We start from the raw sequence: 26072 nt of genomic DNA, 5'->3' as shown, positions 1-26072 counted from the left end.
CGCGATCGTCAGGCGACCGGCCGGTGCTCAGCCAGCCACCGGTCGGCTCGCTTGGCCACCCGCTTGAGCCCGGAACGCTCGCCGAAGTAGTCCCCTGCCATGCCGACCACCGGCAGCATGCCGACCGCCCGGTGGTAGAACCGGCCACGTGGCCGCTTTTCCAGCTCCTCGGTGATGCCGAGCAGAGAGCGACCGAGACGCCACAGCGTGCGCGCGGACGCCTTCAGAGTGATCCTGCCGTGCTTCTTCGAGGATTCGTCCATTTCTTCGGTCAGCTCCGCGGTCTCCGCGTCCTCCGCCGACGCGTCGTGCTCCGCGTGCTTCCCGGCAGCCAGTACCGGATCGATGTCGCGCTCGAAGAGCACCCAGGCGATCAGGCGCACCCGCTCACCGAGCCCGGTCACCCCGTGCTCGCCGGCGATCGCGCAGAGCAGCAGGCCCTGCGACGCGGTGCCGAGGGTGTCCTGCAGCGGCAGCCGGTCCGCCAGCACCCCGCCGAGGCCGGGGATCGAAGTGAGCAGTGCGGTGAACCGGCCGACCCGGTGCACCCACCACTGGGTGCGCTGCTCGGTGTCCATCTCCGCCCATGCCGCGGTGCCGGGCACCTTGACCGAGGCCAGCCCGTCCAGCAGCTTGTCGCGCAGCCCTGGCTCCACCTCGGCCAGTTCGGCCGCGTCACCCGTGTCACGGCGGCGCGTGCGCAGGCCGAGCGGGTCCGACTCGCGCAGCGCGTCCAGCATCGGCCCGGTGGCCCGGACGAACGGCCGCAGCACGGCCACCACCTGCCGGTCGGATATCGCCTCAGCCACGTTTCACTCCTCCCGTCTTCGGCGGGCGGGCCAGCGAGCCGCCCAGCACCATGGCCGCCGGAAAGGCACCGCCGGCGAGCAGCAGCAGGGTCCGCCAGTCCTCGGCGAGCACCTGGTCGCCGGCCGGGCCGAACACACCGACCACCAGCAGGGTGAGTATCCAGGCTCCGAGGACGGCAAACGAGGCACGCGGGTGAACCAGCTTGGCGGCCTGCTTCACCAGCAGCGGGGTGGTGAACACGGCGACCAGCACGGTCAGCGGCATCGGGATGTCGCCCGCCTTGGGCAGCAGCACCCCGTCCAGCCGCAGCGGCAGGAAGAACATCTCCAGCAACGCGAGCAGCACGGTGTCCAGCAGCAGCACGGCGAACAGCCAGCGGTTCGCGGCCGGCACGGCGGTCCCGGTCATCACAGGCCCCCGAACAGGTCGGTGCCCGCGCCGGCCGCCGGGCCGTGGGCGAGCACGAAGTACTCGGTGTCCGGAATCGGCTGGGCGATGCCGTTCGACAGCGCGAAGCAGATTCCCGACGGCAGCACCGAGATCTGCGTGGCGTGCGCGCGGAGTGCGGTGATCTTGGCCTCCAGGTGCTCGCCGAGCGCGACCGCGGTGCCGATCAGCTCGTCCGGGGTGCTCGGCAGCTTTCCGTCCTCCGGTACCGGGAACGGCAGTTCCGGCAACCCACGCAACGCGGTCAGGCCGCGCTCGACCGCGGCCGCCGAGTGCACGGTGTGGAACACCCTGGCCACCGAGGGCGAGCTGGGCGCGGCGGCCATGGTGATCTGGTGCGCGCGGATGTGGTCGGGGTGGCCGTAGCCGCCGTAGGCGTCGTAGGTCACCACCACCTGCGGCTGGAACTCGTCGATCAGCGCGCGAAGCTGCCCGGCCTGCTCGTCGGGCGAGCCGGCGGTGAACGCCCGCGGATGCCGCGCGGCCGGGGTGCCCGCCATGCCCGAGTCGCGCCAGCGGCCGATCCCGCCGAGGTAGCGGTGCTCGGTTACGCCGAGTGCCGCGCAGGCGGTGGCGAGCTCGCCGTCGCGGTAGCCGCCGAGCTGGTTGCCGGCCCACGCGCCGAGCTGCTCCAGCGCGGGCGGGATGATCTCGCCCTCCTCGCCGAGTGTGCAGGTCACCAGCAGCACATCGGTGCCATCGGCGGCGTATTTCGCCATGGTGCCGCCGGTGGTGATGCTCTCGTCGTCGGGATGGGCATGGACCAGCAGTAACCGTCGGCGCTCCGGGGAGATCACGGTTTGAAGACTAATAGAGCGCGAAGGGCTTCCGTTTGGCGCGGTGGGCGGGCGGCGGCCGGGAAATTGCCATGGTCACACCTTCGTCGGGCGCACTCTCGGTTATCCTCGCGCGAGTCACCCGGTCCGGTGGAAGCACCGGCCTGACGACCTGAAACCCCCACGAAGGGCAGCTGGTGAGCACTGAAGCAACAACGGCGAACACCGCCGGCACCTCCGGATCCGTCCTGTCCATCTCGGACCTGCGCATCTCGTTCAGCACCGAGGACGGCCCGGTCGACGCGGTCAAGGGCATCGCGTTCGACGTGGCCCCCGGCGAGATCGTCGCAGTGGTCGGCGAATCCGGTTCCGGCAAGTCGGTCACCTCGATGTCCGTGCTCGGCCTGCTGCCGAAGACCAGCAGGATCACCGGGGACCTCCGCCTGGAGGAACGGGAACTGGCCGGGCTGAAGGACAAGGAACTCCGCAAGATCCGCGGCAACGACATCGCGATGATCTTCCAGGAGCCGATGAGCGCGCTGAACCCGGTGTACACCGTGGGCTGGCAGATCCGGGAGGCCCTGCGCACCCACCAGGACCTCGCCAAGAGCGCCGCCGACGCCCGCGCCATCGAGCTGCTGGACATGGTCGGCATCCCGGACCCGGCGGTGCGCTTCAACCAGTACCCGCACCAGCTCTCCGGCGGCCTGCGCCAGCGCGTGGTGATCGCGATGGCGATCGCCTGCGACCCCAAGGTGATCATCGCCGACGAGCCGACCACCGCGCTGGACGTCACCGTGCAGGCGGAGATCCTCGGCCTGCTGCGCCGGCTCCGGGACACCCTGAACACCGCGATCGTGCTGATCACGCACGACATGGGCGTTGTCGCCGACCTTGCCGACCGGGTCGTGGTGATGTACCAGGGCGAGATCGTCGAGCAGGCACCGGTGACCGAGCTGTTCGCGTCGCCGCAGGAGGAGTACACCCGCAAGCTGCTGGCCGCGGTGCCGGTGCTCGGCCAGCGCCCGGAGGGGCGGCGGCTGCTCGACGACAGCGGCATCGACGTGACCGGCGAGGAAGCGGTCAAGATCGCCGAGGAGATCCGGCTCGCGGACGAGGAACTGGCCGCCCAGATCAAGGCCGACGCACCGGCGCTGGAGATCTCCAACCTGGTGCTGGAGTACCCGGGGCGCGGGCGCCAGAACAAGAACCGCGCGGTGGACAACGTCTCGCTGTCCATCCAGAAGGGCGAGATCCTCGGCCTGGTCGGCGAGTCCGGCTCCGGCAAGTCGACCGTCGGCCGGTGCGCGATCCGGCTGCTGAAGCCGACCGAAGGCACCGTGTCCATCGCCGGACGGGACATCACGAACCTCTCCGCCAAGGAGCTGCGGCCGCTGCGCCGGTACTTCTCCATCGTGTTCCAGGACCCGGCGTCCACTTTGGACCCGAAGATGACGATCGGCGAGTCGATCGGCGAACCGCTGACGCTGCACAAGGTGCTGGCCGGCAAGGAGCTCAACGACCGGGTCACCACGCTGCTGGACAAGGTCGAGCTCAGCGGGCACTACCGCAACCGGTACCCGCACGAGCTCTCCGGCGGGCAGCGCCAGCGCGTCTCGATCGCCCGCGCGCTCGCGCTGGACCCGCAGCTGCTGATCGCGGACGAGCCCACCTCGGCGCTGGACGTCTCGGTGCAGGCCAGGGTGCTGGACCTGTTCCTCGACCTGCAGCAGACCCTGCAGTTCGCCTGCCTGTTCATCAGCCACGACCTGGCCGTGGTGGACCTGCTCGCGGACCGGGTCGCGGTGATGCAGCACGGCAAGCTGGTCGAGGTCGGCACCAGGGACCAGGTGCTGCACTCGCCCCAGGAGGAGTACACCAAGCGGCTGCTCTCCGCGGCCCCGGTGGCCGACCCGGCCCTGCAGGCCGAGCGCCGCGCCGCCTGGGAGGCCGGCCGCCTCGCCCCCGTCGCCGACTAGCCCGCTTTATGCAGTGAAGGCCACCTTGCCTGCGTTGAACGCAGGCAAGGTGGCCTTCACTGCATTCAGGTCAGGCTTTGACGCGGCGCTGACGGGGGTCGAAGGCGTCGCGCAGACCGTCACCGATGAAGTTGATCGACAACGAGATCAGCACCAGCACCACGAACGGCCCGAAGAACAGCCACGGCCGGCCCTGCAGCTGTGCGTAGTTCTCCAGGATGACCCGGCCGAGCGAGGTGTCCGGCAGCTGCACACCGAGGCCGATGAAGGACAGCGCGGCCTCCGCGAGCACCGCCTGCGCCACCGCGAGGGTCGCGTTCACGGTGATGCTGCCGACCATGTTCGGCACCAGGTGCTTGAAGATGATCCGCCGGGTGCCCGCACCGGAGGCCCGCGCGGACTCCACGAACTCCCGCTGCGACAACGACATCGCCTCGGCGCGGGTGATGCGGGCGATCTGCATCCAGCCGAACGCGGCCAGCACCATGGCCACCACGTACCAGCTGCCGCCGCCGAACACCTGCACCAGGATCGCCGCCGCGGCGATCTGCGGGATGATCAGGAACAGGTCGGTCAGCCGCGAGATGAGCGAGTCGGACAGCCCGCGCAGGTACCCGGCCAGCGCGCCGAAGACCACGCCGAGCGCGGTGGACACGATCGACACGGTGAGCGCGATCAGCAGCGAGTACTGGGTGCCCCGAAGGACCTGGGCCACCATGTCCTTGCCGACCTGGGTGGTGCCCAGCGGATGGTCGCCGGACGGCGCCAGGAAGCCGCCGGTGATCTCTTCGTAGCTGTACGGCCAGAACAACGGCATGACCACGGTGATCAGCACGATCAGCACCAGCATCCCGGTGCTGGCCATGGCCAGCTTGTGCCGCAAGAACTTGCGCAGTACCAGTTTGCCCTGGCTGCTGGGCTCGGGTAGAGCCTCCGGAGCCAGTTTTCCTTCTTCGTCCGGCCCGCCGGCTTTGACGCCGGCGACCAGCGAGTTCATGTCAGCCAACGCGAATCCTCGGGTCCAGGATGCCGTACAGCAAGTCGGCGATCAGGTTGAAGGCGACCACAGTGGCGGCGATGAGCACCAGCCAGCCCATCATCACGTTCGGGTCGTTCCTGGTCACGGCATCGACGAGGACCGTGCCCATGCCGTTCCAGTTGAACACCCGCTCGGTGATGATCGCGCCGGTGAGCACCGCGGCGAAGTTCACCGAGAACAGCGTGGTGACCGGGATGAGCGCGTTCCGGAACGCGTGTCGGAACACCACCCTGGACGAGGACAGCCCCTTCGCCCGCGCGGTCCGCACGTAGTCCGCGTTCAGCGTCTCCAGCATGGAAGCCCGCTGGAAACGGCTGTACGCGGCGAAACTGATCGCCATGATGGCCAGCGTCGGCAGCAGGTAGGCGCCGATGTAGTCGATCACGAACTCGCCGAACCCGTTGTCCGCCTTGAGATTCTCCGGACTCGTCGTTCTCAGCCACGGGTTGCCGAGCCAGTCGCTCAGGCCGAGGTCCCTGACCACCGCGTTCAGCTCGATCGCGTACTGCTTGAGCACGATCGCGACGCAGAAGATCGGCATCGAGAACAGCAGGAAGGCGAGCGTGGTGGCGATGTAGTCCACGATCGAGTACTGCTTGACCGCGGCCACCACACCGACCAGGACGCCCACCACGATGGCCAGGATCTCGGCGCCGATGACCAGCTTCAGGGTCACCCCGAACGCGCTGGTCACCTTCGGGAAGACCGGCTGCAGCGCGTCGCCCTGTGCGATCGAGACGCCCCAGTCACCGGTCAGGAAGGCGCCGAGCCAGTTGAAGTAGCGCGGAATCAGCGGCTGGTCGACACCGAGCTGGTGCGCGATCGCGGCCACCGACTCGGGGCTGATGTTCGGCTGGCTCTTCAGCTCGGCGAGCGGGTCGCCGGCACCGGCGACCATCAGGAAACAAAGGAAGGTCGCCAGCAGCAGGATCGGGATAGAGATCGCCACGCGACGCAGGATGTACAAAACCAGGTTCAACGACTTGCTCCTCGTCCGGGTCAGGCCTGGGGAAGTGCTCGGGCCCGCGCCCGGTTGACCACCGTAGTGGGGATCGACCCACGGTCAACAGCTACTTCCGGAGGAAGCCGGGAGGCGGGTTCGTGACCCGCCTCCCGGCTCCGCCAGGTCTCCATATTCGGAGGGAAAAAGACCCGACTAACCGGTCTTCGTCCACTCACCGACGTTCCACAGCGCACCGTTGTACGACTGCATGTACACCCGGTCGATACCGCGGAAGCCCCACATGGACGGGACGGCGAACAGCGGCAGGCTCGCGTACTGCTCGGAGAGAGCCTTGTCCGCGTCCTGGTACGCCTTCTGCTTGACGGTCTCGTCGGTGGCCGACACGGCCTTCTTGAAGGCTTCGTCAACCGTCGGGTCGCTCAGGCCCTGCCAGTTCTGGTTGCCACCGGTCGAGTAGATCGCCTTCTGCTCGGCCTTGAACGGGGTGGCCGACCAGGCGAACAGCGCCACGTCGTACTCACCCTTGTCGACCCGGCCCTTGAGGAAGTTCGGGTCGGTCTCGTTCTTGACCTCCAGGCCGGCGGCCTTGGCCAGCGGGATGATGATCTCGACGGTCTGGTCGCGGCGAGCGTTCTCGTTGTGCGTGATGGTGAACGACGCACGCTGGCCGTCCTTGGCGAAGATGCCGTCGGCACCCTTCACCCAGCCGGCGTCGGTCAGCGTCTTCGCGGCCGCCTCGGCACCCTGACCCGCCTTGTTGGCGTAGTTGTCCTGGTAGCCGGGCTCGCCCTGGAAGAACTGCAGGCTGCCCAGCGGCTGAGCGTCCGCCTGCACCTCCTTCAGCAGCTTGTCGGTGATCTGCTGGCGGTCGATCGACTGGAAGAACGCCTTGCGCAGCGCCGGGTCCTTGAACATCCGGTTGTACTGGAGGTCGAGGTGCTCGAAGGTGAGCTGCGGCGCGGAGCCGTAGATGACGCCCTGCGAGGACAGGCCCTTCATGGTGTTGGCCGCGGTGGCGTCCGGCTGGGTCGACGCCGCGACGTCGATCTCACCGTTCTGCAGCGCGGTCGCCATCGCCTTGGTGTCCGGGATGGCCTTCACGATGACCTTCTTCGGGCCACCCTTCGCGCCGATCCACTGCGGGTTCTTCGACAGCGTGACCTGCTTGGAGTTCGCGTCGTAGTCGGTGATCATGTAGGGCCCGGAGCCCGGCATGATGTCCGGCTTGAAGCCCTTCCACTGGGTGCTCCAGAAGTCCCCGGCGCTGGCCAGCTGGCCCTTGTCGCCTTCCGGGGTGAGCTTGGTGATGTCCGGGATACCGGTCTTCTGCTCCAGCACGTGGGCCGGCATCAGCACCTGGTCGGCGAACATGCCCTTGTAGTCCAGGTACGGCTCGTCGAACTGGGCGGTGAGGGTCAGGTTGTCCGGCGAGCAGGTCGGCTGCTTGACCAGCTCGTAGCCGGTGGTGGAGGCGGGCTTGAAGGCGGGCTCGCCGTCCGACTTCTTGGCCTTGCCGCTGGCGGCCAGCCACTTGAGGTAGAAGTCCTTGCAGTCCCACGGCGCGCCGTCGGACCACTTGACGCCCGGCTTGATCTTCCACTCGACGATCTGGGGGTTCTGTGAAGTGACCTTCACCGACTCCATCACGTCCGTGTTGAGCAGCGGCTTGTTGTTGCCGTCGAGCGGGAACGGGCTGGCCAGGACGGCGGCCATCACGTAGTTGTTGTACGAGTTGTTCGCATCCGGCGTCTTGTTGTTGTACGCCGAGTAACCCTGGTCGATCGCGACGATGACCTGTTCACTCTCCGGAGCGTCGCCCAGCTTGAAGTTGTCCCCGTTCTGGGACTTGCCCGTCGCCATGCTTTTGACATCGGCGCTCGAACCGTTCTGGTCACCGTTGTCGCCGCCGCTGCCGCACGCGCTCAGAACGAGTGCGGCGGCCGCGATCGCAGACACAGCGGAGACTGCTTTGGATCTCCTCATTTACGTGTGCCCTCCTAGCACTGGGCCCGACGCAAGTCGGCACGGGCCCACACCGCTCCGGTAGTCGACCCGGAGCTTATGCCACGCCAAGCGCCATGCAATTGGCGCACTGCGGGTGCACGCTAAGAACTAAGTGCACACGGAGTCACCAGTTCGGGTGCGATCGTGACCAAAGGGTGACATCTGGGTGGCCTTGGGAAGTACCACGGTTACTCACCGGCAGCTTCGAGGCGAAACCCAGGGGTGGCACCGGATTCCGGTCCGGCACCACCCCTGGTCGCATGATCATCGCCAGTACGGCCGGTTCATCCCGTTTTAGTCCATTCGCCGACGTTCCACAACACGCCGAGATAGGACTGCATGAACACCCGATCGATACCGCGGAAGCCCCACATGCTCGGGGTCTGGAACAGCGGCAGCGAGGCGTAGGTGTCGGCCAGCGCCCGGTCGGTGGCCTGGTACGCCTTGCGCGCCGCGTCCTCGTCCACCGCGGTACCGGCGGCCCGCCAGCCCTCGTCCACCTTCGCGTCGCTCAGGCCCTGGTGGTTCTGGCCGCCGCCGGTGACGTAGATCGACGCCTGCTCCGACTTGAACGGGGTGGAGGACCAGCCGTACAGCGCCACGTCCCATTCGCCCTTGTCCAACCTGCCCTTGAGGAAGGCGGGGTCGGTCTCGTTCTTGATCTCGATCCCGGCCGCCTTGAGCTGCGGGATGATGATCTCCACGGTCTGGTCGCGGCGGGCGTTCTCGTTGTGCGTGACGGTCACCGAGAACCGCTTGCCGTCCTTGGCGAAAACGCCGTCGGCGCCCTTCACCCAGCCCGCGTCGGTCAGCGTCTTGGCCGCGGCCTCCGCACCCTGGCCGATCTTGGCGGTGTAGTTGTCCTCGAAACCGGGCTCACCGGGGAAGAACAGGAGGTTGTTCAGCGGCTGGGCGTCGCCCTGCACCGGCTTGATCAGCTTGTCGGTGATCTCCTGGCGGTCGACCGCCTGGAAGAACGCCTTCCTGGTGGCCGGGTCCGCGAACAGCCGGTCGAGGTTCAGGTCGAGGTGCTCGAAGGACAGCCTCGGCGCCGAACCGTAGGTCACGCCCTGGGACGAAAGGCCCTTCAGCGTTTCGGCCGCGGTCGCATCCGGCTGGACCGAAGAGGCCACGTCGATCTCACCGTTCTGCACCGCGGTGGCCATCGCCTTGGTGTCCGGGATCGCCTTCACGATGATCCGTTTCGGGCCGCCCTTGGCACCGAGCCACAACGGGTTCTTCTCCAAGGTGATCTGCTTGGAGTTGGTGTCGAAAGCGGTGATCTTGTACGGGCCCGAAGAAGGCATGATGTCCGGTTTGAACGCCTTCCACTCCTTGCTCCAGAATTCGCCCGCCTTCTTCAGGGTGGCGATATCGCCGGTGGGCTTGAGCGCGGTGACGTCGGCGACGCCGGTCTTCTGCTCGAGCACGTGCGCGGGCATCACCGACGTCGGGTTGAAAAGGCTCTTGTAGTCCAGGTAGGGCTGGCTGAACTTGGCCTCGAAGGTCAGGTTGTCCTTGCAGGTGGCGTCGGCGATCAGCTCGTAGCCGTCGCTACCGGTGGAGATGAAGACCGGCTTGCCGTCCTGCTTGGGATTGCCGTTGCGGGCCAGCCAGGCCAGGTAGAAGTCGTCGCAGTCCCAGTCCCCGCCGTCGGACCACTTGACGTTCGGCTTGAGCTTCCACTCGACCACCTGCGGGCTGGGCTGGGTGACCCGCCAAGACTCCATCACGTCGGTGTTGAGCAGCACCTTGTTGTTGCCGTCGAGCTGGTAGCTGCCGGAGAGCACCGCGGTCAGCACGAAGGTGTTGTAGGAGTTGTTCGCGTCGGGCGTTTCGTTGTTGTAGCCGGAGTAGCCCTGGTCGATGCCGATGATGACCTGGTCGCTCTCCGGTGCCTCGCCCAGCTTGAAGTTGTCGCCCTGCTGGGCCTTGCCGGTCGCCATGGACTTGATGTCGCCACTCGCGCCGGAATTCGGGTCGCCACTCTCCCCGCCACCGCAGGCGCTCAGCACGAGCGCGGCCACGGCGACGACGGAGAAGGCGGAGACTGCTTGGGATCTCCTCATGCCGCTGCACGCTAGAAAGCGGCAATGGCCCAGGTCACGTGTTCGGTCGGGATCGTGACCAAAGGGTGACGACGGCACGAACCCGGCTAAAACGCCGCAGGTTACCTACTGCCACGAGTCCAGTTGACCGCGGAGCCGAACGGCCCTGCCAGCGGCGGGCCCGGGGTCACCCCGGAAACCCCGGAACCGATCGCCAGGGTGTCCGCGAGCTGGAACAACGGGATGACGGTGTGCCGGCGCCACAGTTCCGGCTCCAGCGCGGAAAGCGCTTCGGCCAGCGGTGTCGAGCCGGTGAGTGCGGCGTCGATGGCGGGCTGCAGGCTCCGGTCGCAGAACGCGGCCGCGTTCGCCGGCACCCTGGTGGTGGCGGAGTCCGGCGGTTCCGCGGCGCCGGTGGAACTCTCGGGCTGTTCCGGCCCCGGCCGGCAGCCGAAGGTGGACGCGAGCACCGAAGCGGGGTCACCGCCGACCGGCTGCGGCACCACCGCGACGTCCACCCCGACGTTGCCCGCGCTGTCCGGCGGCACGGGCTGGCCCGCGGTACCGATCGGCAGCGCCAGCAGGGTGGAGAACAGGTCCCGCGACTTCGGGTTGATGGTGCGGACCTCCACCCCGGCCGCGATCAGCTGACCGGCCAGTTCCTTGGCGACGCCGGCGTAGGGCTCCTGCTCCCCCGGCGAGGCGACCACCAGCGACAGCGGCTTGCCGTCCTTGCGCCAGGTACCCGCCTCCTTGGTGTAGCCGGCCGATGCGAACAGCTGCTCCGCCTTCTGCTGGTCCGGCGCGGCCAGCTCACCGGCCGGCAAAGTGGGTTTGTAGCCGGCGTCGGACGGCGGCAGCACCTGGGCGTCCGCGCGGAGCGTTGCCGACGGGCCGCCCGCGGCACCTTCGGCGATCAGCTTGCCGCGGTCGAGCAGTGCGGCCACCCCGGCCCGCACCCGGTCGTCGGTCAGCGACCCGGACGGCCGCAGCAGCACGTTCGCCGTGCGCGGCTGGGCGAGCGTGTGCAGCCGCACCGCCTGGCCGAGCTCCCCGAGCAGCTTGAGCCCGGTCTCGTCGGTCCGCGCCACGCCGAACTGGTCGTTGCCGCTGCGCAGCGCGGCGACCATGCCGGGCTGGTCGGTCCGGCGCAGCACCAGCCGGTCGATCGCGGCCGGCTTCGCCCAGTAGCGGTCGTTGCGCTCCAAGATGATCTCGCCGCGGTCGGAATCCAGCGTCTTGATCGAGAACGGGCCGCCGTAGACCGGGAAGCTGCCGGCCAGCGCGCCCTTCCAGCCGCCAGGCGCGTCCTTGAGCAGATGCGCGGGCAGCAGGTTTGAGAACAGGGTCTGCCAGCCGGGATAGGGCTTGCTGAAGGTCACCTCGACCCGCTTGCCGCCCTCACCCGGCTGGATCCCGGAGATCAGCCGGTAACCGGCGGGCAGCACGGTGCCCGGCTCGTCCCGCATGGCCTCGTACAGGTAGACGAAGTCCTCCACCGCGATCGGCGCGCCGTCGGACCAGGAGGCGTTCTGCTGGATCTCGTAGGCCACCTTGAACGGCTGCTCCGAGATCACTTCGGCGGACCGCATCAGGTTCTCGTCCAGCACCGGCTCGCCGGCCTGCCCCGGCCGGAAGACCGAGGGCAGCAGCAGCTGGGCGAGCGCGGTGGTGACCGTGGAGGAGTCGGCCAGGTTGTGCGGGTTGTAGCCGCCCACGATGTCGTCCACCCCGACCACGATCTGCGACGTGGTCTTGGTCGGCGTGGTCGGCTGGCTTGCCGGCGTGCTGACCACCGGTGGCGGCGGGGTGTTCGAGCAGGCCGTGACCAGCACGGCCAGCAGAACCGACAGCAGGACGGGTGCCCTCGACTTGCCCCTGACCCGCACGCCTAAAGCCCCTCTCCCGCGTTGAGCCCGCCATGCTGCCATGGGTACGGGCACCGCGGTACCGAGATTGCCAGATCGGGCGCGAACGCCCGGCACCGCATCGGGTACCGCTGGTCGGGGGACGCGCGGGCCGCCGTTCGGGTTCCCTCGCGGTTTCAGTTGGCGGCGTTGTCCCTGCTCTTCGCCCGCGACCGCTGCTTGGCGCGGGTGCTGAAGTCCAGGGTCACCTTGCGCACCCGCACCACGTCCGGCGCGACCTCGACGCACTCGTCCACCGAGCAGAACTCCAGCGCCTCCTCCAGGCCCATCTTGCGCGGCCTGGCCAGCGTCTCCATCACGTCGGCGGAGGACTGACGCATGTTGGTCAGCTTCTTCTCCTTGGTGATGTTGATGTCGAGGTCCTCGGCGCGCGGGTTCTCCCCGACCACCATGCCCTCGTACACCTCGGCGCCCGGCTCCACGAAGAAGGTGCCGCGGTCGGCGAGCTGGATCATCGCGTAGGCGGTGATCGGCCCGGAGCGGTCCGCGACGAGCGAGCCGCTGTGCCGGGTGCGGATCTCGCCCGCCCACGGGAAGTAGCCCTCGAACACGTGGTTCGCGATGCCGGTACCGCGGGTCTCGGTGAGGAAGTCGGTGCGGAAGCCGATCAGGCCGCGCGCGGGCAGCACGTAGTCGAGCTTGATCCGGCCGGTGCCGTGCCCGCCCATGTGCTCCATCCGGCCCTTGCGCGCGGCGAGCAGCTGGGTGATCGCGCCGAGGTGCTCTTCCGGCGAGTCGATGGACAGCCGCTCAAACGGCTCGTGCACCTTGCCGTCGACCAGCCTGGTGACCACCTGCGGCTTGCCGACGGTGAGCTCGAAGCCCTCGCGGCGCATCTGCTCGACCAGGATGGCCAGCGCCAGCTCGCCACGGCCCTGGACCTCCCAGGTGTCCGGCCGCTCGGTGGCCAGCACCTTGATGCTGACGTTACCGATCAGCTCCTGGTCGAGACGGGCCTTGACCAGCCGCGCGGTGACCTTGTCGCCACCGCCGCGACCGGCCAGCGGCGAGGTGTTCACACCGATGGTCATCGAGATCGCGGGCTCGTCCACGGTGATCCGCGGTAGCGCACCGGGGTTTTCCGGGTCGGCGAGGGTGTCGCCGATGGTGATGTCCGGGATGCCGGCGATGGCCACCAGCTCACCGGCGGAGGCCTCGGTCGCGGGCACCCTGGTCAGCGCCTCGGTGACCAGCAGTTCGGAGATCCGGACCGACTGGGTGCTGCCGTCCTCGCGCAGCCAGGCCACGGTCTGGCCCTTGCGCAGCTTGCCGGCGTGGATGCGGATCAGCGCGATCCGGCCGAGGAAGTTGGACGCGTCCAGGTTGGTGACCAGCGCGCGCAGCGGGCCGGCCTCGTCGGCGAAGGGCGGCGGAACGTGCCGCAGCAGGGTCTCGAACAGCGGGTCCAGGTTCTCGCTGTCCGGCAGCCCGCCGTCTTCCGGCTGCTCGAGGGAGGCCTTGCCGGCACGCGCCGAGGCGTACACCACCGGCAGGTCCAGGATGGCGTCATGGTCGGCGTCTTCGATATCGCTGGCCAGCTCGAGGAGCAGGTCGTGGGTCTCGTCGACGACCTCGGCGATCCGCGCGTCCGGGCGGTCCACCTTGTTCACCACCAGGATCACCGGCAGGCCGGCCTCCAGGGTCTTGCGCAGCACGAACCGGGTCTGCGGCAGCGGGCCCTCACTGGCGTCCACCAGCAGCACCACCCCGTCGACCATGGCGAGGCCGCGCTCGACCTCGCCGCCGAAGTCGGCGTGGCCGGGGGTGTCGATGACGTTGATGGTCACCGGCCCGTCCGCGGTCTGGCGCCGGATGGAGGTGTTCTTGGCGAGGATGGTGATGCCCTTTTCCCGCTCGAGCTCACCGGAGTCCATCACCCGGTCCACCAGCTCGGCCCGTTCGGCGAAGGCGCCGGACTGGCGGAGCATGGCGTCGACCAGGGTGGTCTTGCCGTGGTCTACGTGTGCCACGATGGCAACGTTGCGCAGGTCGGGGCGGGTCTTGCCGGGCTCACCCGGCGCTGACCGGCCGGCATCGACTGCGAAGGCGCTGGCTGCGGGCACGCGAAGACTCCTGAATGCTCAGTATCTGGGTGGGTGACCGCTTCGTCCGTCAGGCCGACTCTGGCCACACGCGGTCTCGACCCAGGATACCCTTGACCCGGTTGTGAGCAGGGACACGCCCGCAATTGGTTAGCCTCACCTAATGTGGTCGAGGTTCGGCCGAGCGGATGTGGAGTGTGGGAGTGGGCAAGAAGCACGCGGGCAAAGCGCCCAAGGGCGGTGGCCGCGCCCCCCCCAGGACGTGGTCCGCAAGCTCATGAAGGCCGGCAAGGTCAAGAAGAAGTGCTGCCGGTCGAAACCCCGCTGCAAGAAGTGCCCGGTGCTCGCCCTGAAAAAGGCGAAGGAGCGTGCGGCAAAAGCCGCTTGATCATTACGGTGGGGGCACCTCCGGCGCGAAAGTGCCCCCGCCCCTAGTGGGCTACAGCCTCGTTCAGCAGCCGCATTTCAGCGGCCGTTCTGGTCGCCGAGAACTCGATCACCTCGTACCTGGCCATCCCCTGCAGCGCGAAGGGGTCGGTGGCCAGGATCGCGTCGAGCTTTCCCCGCAGCATCGGCCTGGTGATGATGACCTTGCCGATCCTCGGGTTGCGCCTGCCCGAGGCGAGGAAATTGCCCAACTGATACTGCCGGTCACACCAGTCCGTGTGATCGGGCAGCACATAGTCGATCTCTTCGATGGGTGCGGTGTAATTCAGCAGCACTACGAACATTCCTCGAAGTTAACCCCGGACTGCGCCGATGACACCACTTACTGGCGGGTCGATGCCTTTTTTTGACACGGCGTGCCCGGATTGGGTGGACTGTGCGGATTCGATTTGCGCACTCATTGCCCTGCTTTGCCTTCCGATAACGCTCCGGGACCGCGCGGCGACGCGCTACACTCATCCCGTGCATCAGCGACTCGGTCAGTGGTGGCCGCCGGCAGGCGGCCCCGTCACTGTGCGCTGAAGCATCGATCACAGGCCGCCCGGGTTGGGCGGCCTTTTTGCTGGACGGGCCTTTCTCCCCGGGCGACGGAACCCAGGGAGGACACCATGATCAGGTTTTCCGGCATCACCCCGTCCGGGCACGCCCAGCTGGGCAACTACCTCGGCGCCATCCAGCGGTGGGCGGCCGAGGGCGGCGAGGACGACCTCTACTTCGTCTCCGACCTGCACGCGATGACCACCACGCACAACCCGGCGAAGCTGCGCGGGCTCTCCGGTGAGCTGCTGGCCGTGCTGATCGCGTCCGGCATCCCGCCGGAGCGGGTGTTCGTGCAGTCCGACCTTGCCAGGCAGCTCGGCGCGCTCACCTGGGTGCTGGAGTGCACCTGCAGCTACGGCGAGGCGGCCAGGATGATCCAGTTCAAGGAGAAGTCCAAGGGCCGCACCGGCAGCAGGCTGAGCCTGCTCACCTACCCGGTGCTGATGGCCGCGGACATCCTGCTCCAGGGCGCCGCCGAGGTGCCGGTCGGCGAGGACCAGCGGCAGCACGTGGAGCTGGCCAGGGTGCTGGCGCGCCGGTTCAACAACACCTACGGCGAGGTGTTCACGGTGCCGGCCGCGGTGCTGCCGCCGACCGGAGCGCGGGTGCGCGACCTGGCCGACCCGGCGCGGAAGATGTCGAAGTCGGCGCGGGACAGCGCGGGCGTGGTGTCCGTGCTGGACCCTGCGGAGCTGGTCCGGCGCAAGTTCCGGCGCGCGGTCACCGACGGCGGCTCGGTGCCCGAGTACCTGCCGGAGCAGCGGCCGGGACTGGCGAACCTGCTGGAGATCATGGCCGCGTGCACCGGGACCAAACCGGCGGACGTGGCGGCCGAGTACGGCTCCTACGGCGCGCTCAAGGACGCAGTGGCCGACGCTGTGATCGAGACCCTGCGGCCGGTCAGAGAATCCGCGACCGCGCTGCTGGCCGACCCCGGCGAGCTGGACCGGGTCCGCCGCGCGGGCGCGGTCCGCGCGTCGGAACGCGGCGAGCACCGGCTGCAAAGCGCCCTTCGCCTGATCGGCGCCGGTTGACCCTCGTGAGTGGAAAGTGTTGTCCCGGCAACACTTTCCACTCACGACGTCGCGAGCAGCCCCTTCAAGTCGGGTAGCAGCTCTTCGTCCGCGGGGAGCCAGTCGACGTCGTCCAGCTCGTCGACGGTCAGCCAGCGCAGCGCGAGATGTTCGACGGCGCGCGGCTCGACGGCCGGATCGGCCAGCTCGGCGGCGAAGACGCGCAGCACCTTGCCGCCCGGCAGCGGCACGTCCGGCCCGACCCGCGACCCGACCAGCACGTCCACCGCCAGCTCCTCGGCGCATTCGCGGCGCAGCGCGGCTTCGTCCGGCTCCGCCGGCTCGACCCTGCCGCCGGGCAGCTCCCAGCGTCCCGCCAGCTCCGCCGGCCAGGCGCGCTGCTGGGCCAGCAGCCCGCCGGCACGCACGATGGCCGCCCCCACGATCACTCCGCCGCTCACCCGCCGGACGCTACCGCCCCCGCTGCCGATCGTCCGTGAAGGGCACCTTGCCTACCTTCAACGTAGGGAAGGTGCCCTTCACGACATGTCGACGGCGGGGGCGGCGCGCCAGGCGACCTGGAACCGGGCGCCGCCCTCCGGCGACTCGCCGACGGTGACCCGGCCGCCCCGGCGGCGTACCGCCTCGGCCACCATTGCCAGGCCGAGCCCGGTGCCGCCGGAGGAGCGGGCCCGGTCGTCGGAAACCCGGTAGAACCGGTCGAAGATGCGGTCGCGGTGCTCCGGCGCGACCCCGGGGCCGTCGTCGTCCACCACCACCCGCACGGTCGAACGCACCGTCACCACGGACACCACGATCTGCCCCTCGGCATACCGGCAGGCGTTGCGCAGCAGGTTGTTCAGCACCAGCTCGACCTCGGCCGGCGCGGCATGCGCCCATGCCTGCCCGACCGTCCCGCTGACCCTGGCCTGCGGCGAGCCCGCCGGCAGCCTTTCCACCGCGGCCCGCGCCTCGGAGACCAGCTCCACCGGCTCGGCCGGGGCCACCTCGCCCGCGTCCGAACGGGCCAGCGCGAGCAGCCCGTCCAGCAACGCGGACAGCCGCTCCGACTCGGCCAGGATGTCCGCCAGCGTCTCCTGCGCCAGCTCGGGATCCGGGTTGGTCACGGCCACCTCGGCCTGCACCCGGATCGAGGCGACCGGCGACCGCAGCTCGTGCGCCGCGTCGCCGGTGAACCTGCGCAGCCGGTCGCTGATCTCCTCCTGCCTTGCCAGCAGCGCGTTGAACTCGGTGGCGAGGTCGCGCAGCTCGTCGTGCGAACCGGGCAGCGGCAGCCGCTGCCCGGACGGCAGCACGCGCACCGACTGGCGCATCCGGCCGACCGGCCGCAGCACCGAGCGCACCACCAGCCAGGTGGCCAGCGCGGACAGCACCGCCCCGCCGGACGCGGTCCAGATCAGCCATTCACCGCCGCCGCGCACCGCGGAGGTGAAGCCGACCAGTCCGGCGCCGGCCGCCAGCAGCCGCTGGGAGCCATCCGGGGCGGTGACCACCTGGCCGAGCCAGCGCCACCGCGAGCCCTGCTCACCGGCACCGACGGCTTCCCCTGCCTTCAGGTTCCGGATCTCGGCAGGGTTGAGGTCGGGCGCCTGCATGCCGTCCAGCGGGTTGCCCGCGATGTCCAGCACCCGCACGGTCACCCCGGACAACGGCTGCGGCGGCCGTCCAGCGGAGACGTCCGCCGCTGCCGGGCCGAGCGCGTCCCGCAGCTCGCCGTCCACCGAGGTGGTCAGCAGCGGCCCGAGGCCCCGGCTCGCCAGCAGCGCGACCCCGAGCAGCACGGCCAGCGTGATCGCGGCCGCCGTGGCGGTGAGCCGGAACCGCAGCGAACGGCGCGACCACCAGACCGGCGGCCTGCTCAACCCGGACCGGCCGCGGGCATGATCTGGTCCAGTTGCTCGTCGGAGGCCAGGTAGCCGTGGCCGCGGACGGTGCGCACCAGCGAGCCGGCGCCAACCGCGTCCAGCTTGCGCCGGACATAACCGACATAGACCTCGACCACGTTGCGGGTGGCCGCCTGCTCGTCGCCCCAGACCGCGCGCAGCAGCTCGTCCTTGGTGACCACCGTGCCAGCCCGCGCGGCGAGCACCTCGAGCAGCGCGAACTCCCGCGGGCTCAGCGCCACCGGCTCGTCGTGCCAGTGCACCTCCCGGGTGGCCCTGTCCACCACCAGCCCGCCGATCCGCAACGGCCCGCGCACCCCTTCCGAGGACGCCCGCCGCAGCACCGCGCGCACCTGCGCGACCAGCACCACGAAGGAGAACGGCTTGACGATGTACCCGTCGGCGCCCAGGTCGAGGCCGTCCGCCTGGTCGACCTCACCGTCCTTCGCCGAGATCATCAGCACCGGCGTCGGCACGCCCTGCGCGCGCAGGTGCTGCAGCACCCGGTAGCCGGACAGGCCGGGCAGCATGATGTCCAGCAGCAGCACGTCGAAGGAACCGGTCTCGGCCAGCCGCAGCCCGCTCGGCCCGTCGGCGGCGGTGACCACGTCCATGCCTTCCGCGCGCAGGCCGCGGTGCAGCGCTTTGCGCACGCCCAATTCATCGTCCACGACGAGGACCCGAGGTTTCACAGCTTTCAGCGTGCCCTATTCCCGCTGCTCATGCGTGCCGCATTCAGCGTTCTCTCAGGGTCGGCCGGGTTTCTCAGGGCGATCTCAGGCGGGGGCGGGCAGCCTTGCGATGGGAAAACGAGCACACTGGTGTTCGGCAACACAGGGAGACATGCATGGATCCGAAGAAGAAGGCCATTACCGCAGCGGTACTCGGTACCGCGCTCGGTGCGGCCGGGCTCGCGGTCATCGCCATGCCGGCCGGTGCCGGTGAGGCGCCCCAGCTACCGCCCGTCAGCGCGGAGGACCTGGTCCAGTCGGTACTCACCGCACAGACCCCGGCTTTCGAGGGCACCGTCAAGGTGGACAACGCGCTCGGGCTGCCCGCGCTGCCCGGCGTCCCGTCGCTGGACCTGGACAGTGCGCGCATCTACAACGACGGTGCCGGGGCCAGCCGTCTTTCGCTGCAGCAGGGCAGCAGCGAGCAGACCGTGGTGCGCAACGGCGAGACCGTGTGGAAGTACGACTCCGGCAAGAACACCGCCACCAAGATCACGGTGCCCGCGGACGCGCTGAAGGACAAGGGCGTGCACGACGGCGAGGTGACCGACCCGACCGCCGCGGCGGCCGACCTGGTCAACACCGTGCGTGAGACCAGCACGGTCAGCGTCGAGGGCACCGCCCGCGTCGCGGACCGCCCGGCCTACGAGGTCGTGCTGACCCCGAAGCCGGACGAGCGCACGCTGCTCCGCGAGGTGCGGGTGAGCATCGACGCCGAGAAGCGGGTGCCGCTGCGGCTCGCGGTGCTGGCCAACGGCTCGGCCGACCCGGCGCTGCAGATCGCGTACACCGACGTCAGCTTCGCCCCGCAGCCCGCGGACCGCTTCAACTTCACCCCGCCGCAGGGCGCCAAGGTGACCGAGAAGCAGGCCGACGTGAACAAGGACAAGGACTGGGCCAAGGAGCGGGACGCCCAGGGCAAGGACAAGGCCATGGGCGACACCACCGTGGTCGGTACCGGCTGGGACACCGTGGTGACCGGCAAGTTCTCGCCGGAGTCGCTGCAGGGCGGCCAGCAGCCGGCCGACAAGGACAAGCGCGGCTGGGGCAACTGGGGCGACGGCGACCGTGGCCAGGGCCAGGGCGCCGGCTTCGACCCGAAGGCGCTGCTCGACCAGGTCAGCAAGCCGGTGACCGGTCCGTTCGGTACCGGGCACGTGATCTCGCTCAAGGTGGGCACCGCGCTGATCACCGACGACGGCCGGTTCGCCGCCGGTGCGGTCCCGGAGCAGGTGCTGATCGAAGCGCTGGGGAACAAGTGACCTTCCCAGCGGGGATAGCGACAGGGGTGGACGTCCTGGAAGGGGCGTCCACCCCCGCTCCATCCCCAGCCGCTCGTACCAGGGGCCTGCGCAAGGTTTACCGCGGCACGGTCGCGGTGGACCAGGTCGACCTGGAGGTGCCGGAAGGCGCGGTGCTTGGCATGCTCGGGCCGAACGGCTCCGGCAAGACCACCACCATCCGGATGCTGCTCGGCCTGGTCCGGCCCACCGAGGGCGAGGTCGAGCTGCTGGGGCACAAGATGCCAGAGGGCGCCGGCAAGGCGCTGCCCGACGTCGGCGCGCTGGTGGAGGGCCCCGGGTTCCACCCGTTCCTCTCCGGCAGGGAGAACCTGTTCCGGATGGCCGCCGCCGAGCCGCGGCTACCGTCGTCGCAGATCTCCACCGCGGTGGAGGCCGCGCTGGAACGGGTCGGCCTCATCGACGCCGCGCACCGGCGCTACAAGGGCTACTCGCTCGGCATGAAGCAGCGGCTCGGCCTGGCCGGCGCACTGCTCGTGCCGCGCCGGATGGTCGTGCTGGACGAGCCGACGAACGGGCTCGACCCGGCGGGCACCAGGGAGATCCGCAAGATCATCGCCGAGCTGCACGCGGACGGCGTGACCGTGCTGGTTTCCTCGCACCTGCTCGCCGAGGTGGAGGCCACCTGCACGCATGTGGCCGTGCTGCACTCCGGCGCGGTGGTCGCCCAGGGCGAGCTCGCCGAGTTGCTGGAGTCCGGCAGTCCGGCCCTCATCGTGTCTACTGCGTCTTCCTCGGACGCCAACAAGGCGGTGGACGTGCTGCGGGAGAACAGAATTCCCAGCAGGCTGGTGCCAGAGGGCATTCGCGCCGACCTCAGCGCCACGGACGCGCCGACGGTACTTCAGGTACTCGTGCACGGCGGCGTCGCGATCGAAGAGGCGACCAGGGCCAGGACCGGCCTGGAAGACGTGTTCGCCCGGCTGACCCAGGCCGGGGACGACCTGCCGGTGGAAGCGGAGGTGCAGGCATGAGCGCCCCCGCGATTCCCGCACCCGTCACCGCGCGCCACGACACCGTCTCGGTGGCCAGGCTGGCCCGCGCCGAGCTGCGCTGGATCTTCCGGCGGCCGCGCACGCTGATCGTGCTCGGCCTGCTCGCGCTGATCCCGGTGGTGGTCGGGGTGAGCCTGACCCTCGTCGACCCGACGGCCGCGCCGGAGGGCGCCGGCCCGGACGGGGGCGGCGGCAGCCTGTTCACCGCCGCCGTCGGCAACGCGCTGGTGCTGCCGATCGCGGTGCTCACCGTGACGCTGGCCCTGCTGCTGCCGCTGGCCACCGCGATGGCGGGCGCGGACGCGCTGGCCGGTGAGACCTCGCACGGCACGCTGCGCGGCTGGCTGATCGCGCCGGTGAGCCGCGGCAGGCTGCTCGCGGTCAAGGCGTTCGGCGTGGCGACCGTGGCGCTGACCGCGGTGTTCGTGATGGCACTGACCGCGGTGGTGACCGGAGTGGTGATCAACGGCACCGGTGCCATGATCACGCTGTCCGGCACCACGCTCTCGCTCGGCGGCGCGCTGGGCAAGATCGCGCTCGCGGTGGGCTGGGTGACCCTGCAGCTGTGGGCGGTCGGCGCGGTCGCGCTGGCCATCTCCGCCTGCACCGAGCACCCGATGCTGGTGGTCGTCTCGGTGCTCGCCGGTACCGTCATGTTCCAGGTGCTCGGCCTGCTGGACGCGGTGAGCTGGCTGCATCCGTTCCTGCTCAACGAGTCGTGGACGGCGCTGGCGGACGTGCTCCGCGACCCGACCCCGATGGACCAGCTCGGCGAAGGCGCGCTGCGGGCGCTCTGCTACATCGCGGTCGCGATGTCGCTGGCCTACGCCCGCATCAGCACCCGCGACGGCTGACCGGGTCGTGAGTGAAAAGTGTTGCTCCGGCAACGCTTTTCACTCACGACGCCGCCCCGATAACGGCCACTCCATCCACATCGATCGCCAGTCGCACCTTGTCGCCTGGATTGATCACCGCGCTCACCGGCGCGATAGCGTCCACTGTGGACGATCCGCCGTCCGGGCGCACCACCAGCCTGGCGTGGTCGCGCCGGTGCACCCGGCTGAGCACCTCGCCGGAGATCCCGGCCTCGGCCACCCGCAGCCCGGCCGGGCGCAGGCCGAGGCGCACCTCGCCGTCGGCGACCCAGTCCACCGGCACTTCCCCGAGCGGGCAGCGCAGCACGCCGTCCGCCGCCCGCGCGGTCAGGATCGTGGTCACGCCGAGAAAGGCCGCCACCGAGTCGTCCACCGGGTTGCGCCAGACCTCCGGCACCGCACCGGCCTGCCGGATCTCCCCCGCCTCCAGCACCGCGACCCGGTCGGCCAGCGTGAAGGCCTCCTCCTGGTCGTGCGTCACCAGCAGCGCGGTGATCTTCGCGTTGCGCAGCAGCTCGGCGAGGTCGATGGCGAGCTGCTCGCGCAGGCTCGCGTCCAGTCCGGACAGCGGCTCGTCCAGCAGGAGCAGCCGCGGCTCCGGCGCCAGCGCCCTTGCCAGCGCCACCCGCTGCGCCTCACCGCCGGACAGCTCGGTCACCCGGCGACGCTGATAACCGGCCAGGCCGACCAGGTCCAGCAGCCGCTCCACCCGTTCGGCGTGCTCGCCCTTGGGCACCCCGTGCATGCGCAGCCCGAACGCGATGTTCCCGGCCACGTCGCGGTGCGGGAACAGCTGCCCGTCCTGGAACACCAGCCCGAACCCGCGCCGGTGCACCGGCAGCCCGGCCAGGTCCGCGCCGTCCCAGCGCACCTGGCCGGCGGCCACCGGCTCCAGCCCGGTGATCGCCCGCAACAGGGTGGACTTGCCGGAGCCGGACGGCCCGAGCAGTGCCAGCACCTCGCCATCGGCGATGTCCAGCGCGGCGTCCCGCACGGCCACGAACGATCCATAGTGGACGGTCAACCCGGATACCGAAAGCGACATCAGAACTCCCCTACCGGCGCGGCGGCGATCCGGTCGATCACGGTCACCGCCGCCGCGGTGACCAGCATCAGCAACGCGCAGCCCGCGTAGGCCATCTGGTTGTTCAGCTCGCCTGGCCGCGAGATCAGCCCGGCGATGGCCACCGGCAGGGTCGGCGCCTCCGGCCTGGCCAGGAAGCTGGTCGCGCCGAACTCGCCGAGCGCGACCACGTAGCCGAACCCGGTGGCCGCCACCACCGAGCGGATGGTCAGCGGCAGGTCGACCTCCCGCCACACCCGCAGCGGACCGGCGCCGAGGGTGGACGCGGCCTGGCGCAGCCGCTCGTCCACCGAACGCAGCACCGGCAGCACCATCCGGATCACCAGCGGGATGATCACCAGCGCCTGCGCGAACGGGACCAGCAGCGGGGAGGTCCGCAGATCGCCTGGCAGCGCGTCCAAGGTGACCAGGTAGCCGAAGCCGACGGTCACCGCGGACACCCCGAGCGGCAGCATCAGCGCCGCGTCCAGCGCCTCGCCCATCCCGGCCGCGATCCGGCCCGCCGAGCGGCGCAGGGTGACCAGCAGCACCGAAGCGGTGACCCCGATGAGCATCGCGAGCAAGGTCGCGTCGGTGGCCGTGGCCAGCGAGTTCCGCGCGGCCGCCCAGCCGGAGACGAGCAGCGTGCCGTCCGCCCCGTGCCCGGCCAGCGCCCGGTATCCGGCCAACGTCCAGCCGTCTGCCCCGGACACGGACCTGAGCAGCAGCGCGACGATCGGGGTGAGCAGCAGGCCGAGCACCGCGACCGCGGCGGCCACCACCCACCACTGCCCGCCCTCTGGCCGTCGCGCGGTCTCGGTCCGCGAACGCAGCCGCAGCGCGGTCTCGCGGCGCCGCCTCGCCAGCGCGCCGAGCACCAGCGCGGCGAGCACCGCGGCCAGCTGCACCAGCGACAGCGCGGCCGCGCCCGGCAGGTCCAGCAGGTTCACCGTGCGCAGGTAGATCTCCGTCTCCAGCGTCCGGTAGCGCGCACCGCCGAGCAGCAGCACCACCCCGAAACTGGTGGCGCAGAACAGGAAGACCACGGCCGCAGCGGACAATATCGCCGGGGTCAGCGCGGGCAGGGTGACCGTGCGGAAGGCCCGCCACGGCGACGCGCCGAGCGCCCGCGCCGCGTTCTCCGCCCGTACGTCCAAATGCGACCAGAGCCCGGCGACCGTCCTGGCCACCACCGCCACGTTGAAGAACGCGTTCGCCAGCACGATCGAGGCCACCCCGCCGTCCGGCCACAGCGCGCGGAAGGCCAGCCCGACCACGACGGTGGGCAGCACGAACGGGACCAGCACCAGGATTCGGACCAGGCCGACGCCCGGCAGCCGCACCCTGGCCAGCAGGAAGGCGACCGGCATCCCGGCCAGCACCGCGAGCACCGTGGACGCGGCGGCCTGCGCCACGGTGAACCCGGCCAGCCGCCAGGTCTGCCCGTCGGCGATCACCTGCCCGACGCCGCCGTCCTCGAAACCGAGTCCGATGATCGCGGCCACCGGCCAGATGAACAGCACGGCAAGGAAGCCGACCGGCAGCAGCGCCAGCAATGCGAGCCCGGCACCGCGCCGGGCGGCCGGACGGCTCAGTCGGGTGGTCAGCCCTCCACCAGCGTGCGCCACTGCCCGATCCAGCGCTCCCGGCCCGCCTGCACCTGGTCGCCCGGCAGCGAGGCCGGCTGCTGCGGCAGCGGCGCGGCCTCGGCCCAGCCCGCCGGCAGCTCCACGCCCTGTCGCGACGGATAGACGTACATGTTGGCCGGAACGGTCACCTGGAACTGCTGGGAGAGCAGGAAGTCGACCACCTTCTGCGCCTGCTCCGGCTGCTTGCCGCCGGTCAGCACGCCGGCGTACTCGACCTGGCGGTAGCAGGTGTCCAGCAGCGCCTTGGTGCGCGGCTTGCCGTCGGTACCCAGCTCGGCCGCCGGCGAGGAGGCGTAGGAGACCACGATCGGGCGCGGGCCCTTGCCGGACGAACCGGAGAAGTCCTGGCTGTACGCCTCGGTCCAGCCGCTGACCGACTTCATGCCGTTCGCCTTGAGCTTGGACCAGTACTCCGGCCAGCTCTGCTCGCCGTACTTGGCAACGGTGCCGAGCAGGAAGGCCAGGCCGGGCGATGAGGTCGCCGGGCTCTCCGCCACCAGCAGATCCTTGTACCGGGGGTCGACCAGGTCCTCGTAGGTCTTCGGCTCCGGGAGCCCCTTCTCGGCGAACCAGCCGGTGTCGATGTTGACGCACACGTCGCCGACGTCGACCGCGGTCAACCGGTGCTCGGGGTCCACCGCGTACCGCTGCGGTCCGCGGTCGGCCTCCGGGCTGGTGTACGAGGTGAAGATGTTTTCCGCGAGCGCGCGGGAGGCGAAGGTGGAGTCCACTCCGTACGCGACGTCGGCGATCGGGGCGGCCTTGGTCAGCACCAGCTTGTTGGTCAGCGCGCCCGCGTCGCCCTCCTTGACCACCTGGATCTTGACCCCGGACTGCCGCTCGAACGCGTCCAGCACCTCCTGCGGCGCGGCCCAGGAGTCGTGCGTGACCAGCTTGACCACGGTCGCGCCCTGCTGCTGCTCATCCGATCCGCTGAACATGGTGCAGCTCGCGGTCACCGCGGCGACCAGGCACAGTGCGGTCACCGTCCCGGCGGCGCGCAACGGTCTGGCTGTCATGGGGCCCCTCCCTAGCACTGGCCGGCAAGAAGGGGCTGGGCCTCCCTGCGCCGGCATGATCCGGATCAGGTGCGAACGGTCGCGGGCAGTGCGCCCACCTCTCAGCCCGGCTGCGCCGAACTCCCGTGGCAGACGTGCAGCGTACTCGCCGCCGTACCACCATAGGACCCATGGCAGACCTACTCAGTGACCAAGAGATCTCCGACGCACTCGAAAACCTCTCCGGCTGGCGGCGGGAGGGCGACGCCCTGGAACGCACCGCGGAGCTCGCCGACTTCCCCACCGCGATCGCGGCGGTGAACCGGATCGCCGAGATCGCGGAGAGCCTGGACCACCACCCGGACATCGACATCCGCTGGCGCACGCTGACCTTCCGGCTGAGCACCCACTCCGACGGCGGCATCACCGCCAAGGACACCTCGCTGGCAGGCCAGATCGACGAGACGATCAGCAGTTTGTGATCGTTGTGATCTCGGCGACCCTGGCAACATAACCGCA

The 26072-nt window shown here is 69.9% G+C and carries 22 protein-coding genes and 1 riboswitch; of the genes, 6 read left to right on the top strand and 16 right to left on the bottom strand.

What is annotated here, in order from left to right; translation table 11 throughout:
• Positions 1–8: 8 nt before the first annotated feature.
• The 3 genes from AMYNI_RS0123425 to mshB are packed head-to-tail and all read right to left on the bottom strand — an operon-like array spanning position 9 to position 2054.
• Entirely contained in the window at positions 9–809 is an 801-nt protein-coding gene (locus AMYNI_RS0123425) for a hypothetical protein (protein ID WP_020670492.1), read from the bottom strand.
• Positions 802–1218 (bottom strand): hypothetical protein, encoded by a 417-nt coding sequence (locus tag AMYNI_RS0123420; protein WP_020670491.1) that lies wholly within the window; start codon positions 1216–1218, stop codon positions 802–804. The genes AMYNI_RS0123425 and AMYNI_RS0123420 overlap by 8 nt, the downstream gene beginning before the upstream one ends.
• Positions 1218–2054: an N-acetyl-1-D-myo-inositol-2-amino-2-deoxy-alpha-D-glucopyranoside deacetylase gene (gene mshB / locus AMYNI_RS0123415; protein ID WP_020670490.1), complete on the bottom strand. Its 837-nt coding sequence runs from the start codon at positions 2052–2054 to the stop codon at positions 1218–1220. The genes AMYNI_RS0123420 and mshB overlap by 1 nt, the downstream gene beginning before the upstream one ends.
• Before the next feature lie 176 nt (positions 2055–2230).
• Here mshB and AMYNI_RS0123410 point away from each other — a divergent pair, with 176 nt between their 5' ends.
• Positions 2231–4012: an ABC transporter ATP-binding protein gene (locus AMYNI_RS0123410; protein ID WP_020670489.1), complete on the top strand. Its 1782-nt coding sequence runs from the start codon at positions 2231–2233 to the stop codon at positions 4010–4012.
• 70 nt (positions 4013–4082) lie between these two features.
• On the opposite strand, the gene AMYNI_RS0123405 is transcribed toward AMYNI_RS0123410, so the two are convergent.
• From AMYNI_RS0123405 to AMYNI_RS0123375, 7 genes are all read right to left on the bottom strand, one after another.
• Positions 4083–5009, bottom strand: coding sequence for an ABC transporter permease (locus tag AMYNI_RS0123405; RefSeq protein WP_020670488.1), 927 nt, complete (start codon positions 5007–5009; stop codon positions 4083–4085).
• Position 5010: 1 nt separating this feature from the next.
• Complete coding sequence (locus tag AMYNI_RS0123400; RefSeq protein ID WP_020670487.1) at positions 5011–6030, bottom strand: ABC transporter permease; 1020 nt, start codon at positions 6028–6030, stop codon at positions 5011–5013.
• A gap of 177 nt (positions 6031–6207) precedes the next feature.
• Complete coding sequence (locus AMYNI_RS0123395; RefSeq protein ID WP_026360830.1) at positions 6208–7998, bottom strand: ABC transporter family substrate-binding protein; 1791 nt, start codon at positions 7996–7998, stop codon at positions 6208–6210.
• A 305-nt stretch (positions 7999–8303) separates the two neighbouring features.
• Entirely contained in the window at positions 8304–10088 is a 1785-nt protein-coding gene (locus AMYNI_RS0123390; protein ID WP_026360829.1) for an ABC transporter family substrate-binding protein, read from the bottom strand.
• A 101-nt stretch (positions 10089–10189) separates the two neighbouring features.
• On the bottom strand, positions 10190–11956 hold the full coding sequence (locus tag AMYNI_RS0123385; RefSeq protein ID WP_020670484.1) for an ABC transporter family substrate-binding protein: 1767 nt from the start codon (positions 11954–11956) through the stop codon (positions 10190–10192).
• Positions 11957–12111: 155 nt separating this feature from the next.
• Positions 12112–14058, bottom strand: coding sequence for a translational GTPase TypA (gene typA, locus AMYNI_RS0123380; RefSeq protein ID WP_020670483.1), 1947 nt, complete (start codon positions 14056–14058; stop codon positions 12112–12114).
• A gap of 410 nt (positions 14059–14468) precedes the next feature.
• Complete coding sequence (locus tag AMYNI_RS0123375; protein ID WP_026360828.1) at positions 14469–14768, bottom strand: YciI family protein; 300 nt, start codon at positions 14766–14768, stop codon at positions 14469–14471.
• A 324-nt stretch (positions 14769–15092) separates the two neighbouring features.
• Here AMYNI_RS0123375 and trpS point away from each other — a divergent pair, with 324 nt between their 5' ends.
• Positions 15093–16058 (top strand): tryptophan--tRNA ligase, encoded by a 966-nt coding sequence (gene trpS, locus AMYNI_RS0123370; protein WP_020670481.1) that lies wholly within the window; start codon positions 15093–15095, stop codon positions 16056–16058.
• A gap of 41 nt (positions 16059–16099) precedes the next feature.
• On the opposite strand, the gene AMYNI_RS0123365 is transcribed toward trpS, so the two are convergent.
• From AMYNI_RS0123365 to AMYNI_RS0123355, 3 genes are all read right to left on the bottom strand, one after another.
• Positions 16100–16498, bottom strand: coding sequence for a (deoxy)nucleoside triphosphate pyrophosphohydrolase (locus AMYNI_RS0123365; RefSeq protein ID WP_020670480.1), 399 nt, complete (start codon positions 16496–16498; stop codon positions 16100–16102).
• A gap of 78 nt (positions 16499–16576) precedes the next feature.
• Positions 16577–17920 carry an ATP-binding protein gene (locus AMYNI_RS0123360; RefSeq protein WP_020670479.1) on the bottom strand — a complete coding sequence of 448 codons (1344 nt, stop codon included), beginning with the start codon at positions 17918–17920 and terminating at the stop codon, positions 16577–16579.
• Positions 17917–18633 (bottom strand): response regulator transcription factor, encoded by a 717-nt coding sequence (locus AMYNI_RS0123355; protein WP_026360827.1) that lies wholly within the window; start codon positions 18631–18633, stop codon positions 17917–17919. The genes AMYNI_RS0123360 and AMYNI_RS0123355 overlap by 4 nt, the downstream gene beginning before the upstream one ends.
• Before the next feature lie 155 nt (positions 18634–18788).
• On the opposite strand from AMYNI_RS0123355, the gene AMYNI_RS0123350 reads away from it, so the two are divergent.
• From AMYNI_RS0123350 to AMYNI_RS0123340, 3 genes are read left to right on the top strand one after another with little or no spacing between them, the layout of a single operon-like run.
• A complete protein-coding gene (locus AMYNI_RS0123350; RefSeq protein WP_020670477.1) occupies positions 18789–19934 on the top strand; it encodes a LolA family protein in 1146 nt (381 codons plus the stop codon).
• Positions 19935–19960: 26 nt separating this feature from the next.
• On the top strand, positions 19961–20947 hold the full coding sequence (locus AMYNI_RS45215) for an ABC transporter ATP-binding protein (RefSeq protein ID WP_245573983.1): 987 nt from the start codon (positions 19961–19963) through the stop codon (positions 20945–20947).
• Positions 20944–21822, top strand: coding sequence for an ABC transporter permease (locus tag AMYNI_RS0123340; protein ID WP_020670475.1), 879 nt, complete (start codon positions 20944–20946; stop codon positions 21820–21822). Before AMYNI_RS45215 ends, AMYNI_RS0123340 begins: the two co-directional genes overlap by 4 nt.
• A gap of 43 nt (positions 21823–21865) precedes the next feature.
• On the opposite strand, the gene AMYNI_RS0123335 is transcribed toward AMYNI_RS0123340, so the two are convergent.
• Genes AMYNI_RS0123335 through AMYNI_RS0123325 form a run of 3 tightly spaced genes read right to left on the bottom strand, consistent with a single transcriptional unit; the run spans position 21866 to position 25574 of the window.
• On the bottom strand, positions 21866–22888 hold the full coding sequence (locus AMYNI_RS0123335; protein WP_020670474.1) for an ABC transporter ATP-binding protein: 1023 nt from the start codon (positions 22886–22888) through the stop codon (positions 21866–21868).
• Positions 22888–24534, bottom strand: coding sequence for an ABC transporter permease (locus tag AMYNI_RS0123330; protein ID WP_020670473.1), 1647 nt, complete (start codon positions 24532–24534; stop codon positions 22888–22890). Before AMYNI_RS0123330 ends, AMYNI_RS0123335 begins: the two co-directional genes overlap by 1 nt.
• Positions 24510–25574, bottom strand: a complete 1065-nt coding sequence (locus AMYNI_RS0123325; protein WP_051116355.1) for a thiamine ABC transporter substrate-binding protein — start codon at positions 25572–25574, stop codon at positions 24510–24512. The genes AMYNI_RS0123330 and AMYNI_RS0123325 overlap by 25 nt, the downstream gene beginning before the upstream one ends.
• Positions 25575–25599: 25 nt before the next feature.
• Positions 25600–25711, bottom strand: a riboswitch (TPP riboswitch).
• A gap of 33 nt (positions 25712–25744) precedes the next feature.
• Here AMYNI_RS0123325 and AMYNI_RS0123320 point away from each other — a divergent pair.
• A complete protein-coding gene (locus tag AMYNI_RS0123320; RefSeq protein ID WP_020670471.1) occupies positions 25745–26035 on the top strand; it encodes a 4a-hydroxytetrahydrobiopterin dehydratase in 291 nt (96 codons plus the stop codon).
• Positions 26036–26072 lie beyond the last annotated feature (37 nt).

The organism is Amycolatopsis nigrescens CSC17Ta-90 (genome assembly GCF_000384315.1).
Classification (GTDB): domain Bacteria; phylum Actinomycetota; class Actinomycetes; order Mycobacteriales; family Pseudonocardiaceae; genus Amycolatopsis; species Amycolatopsis nigrescens.
The sequence above is the reverse complement of the archived record's forward strand: the minus strand, read 5'-3'. Positions and strand labels throughout refer to the sequence as shown.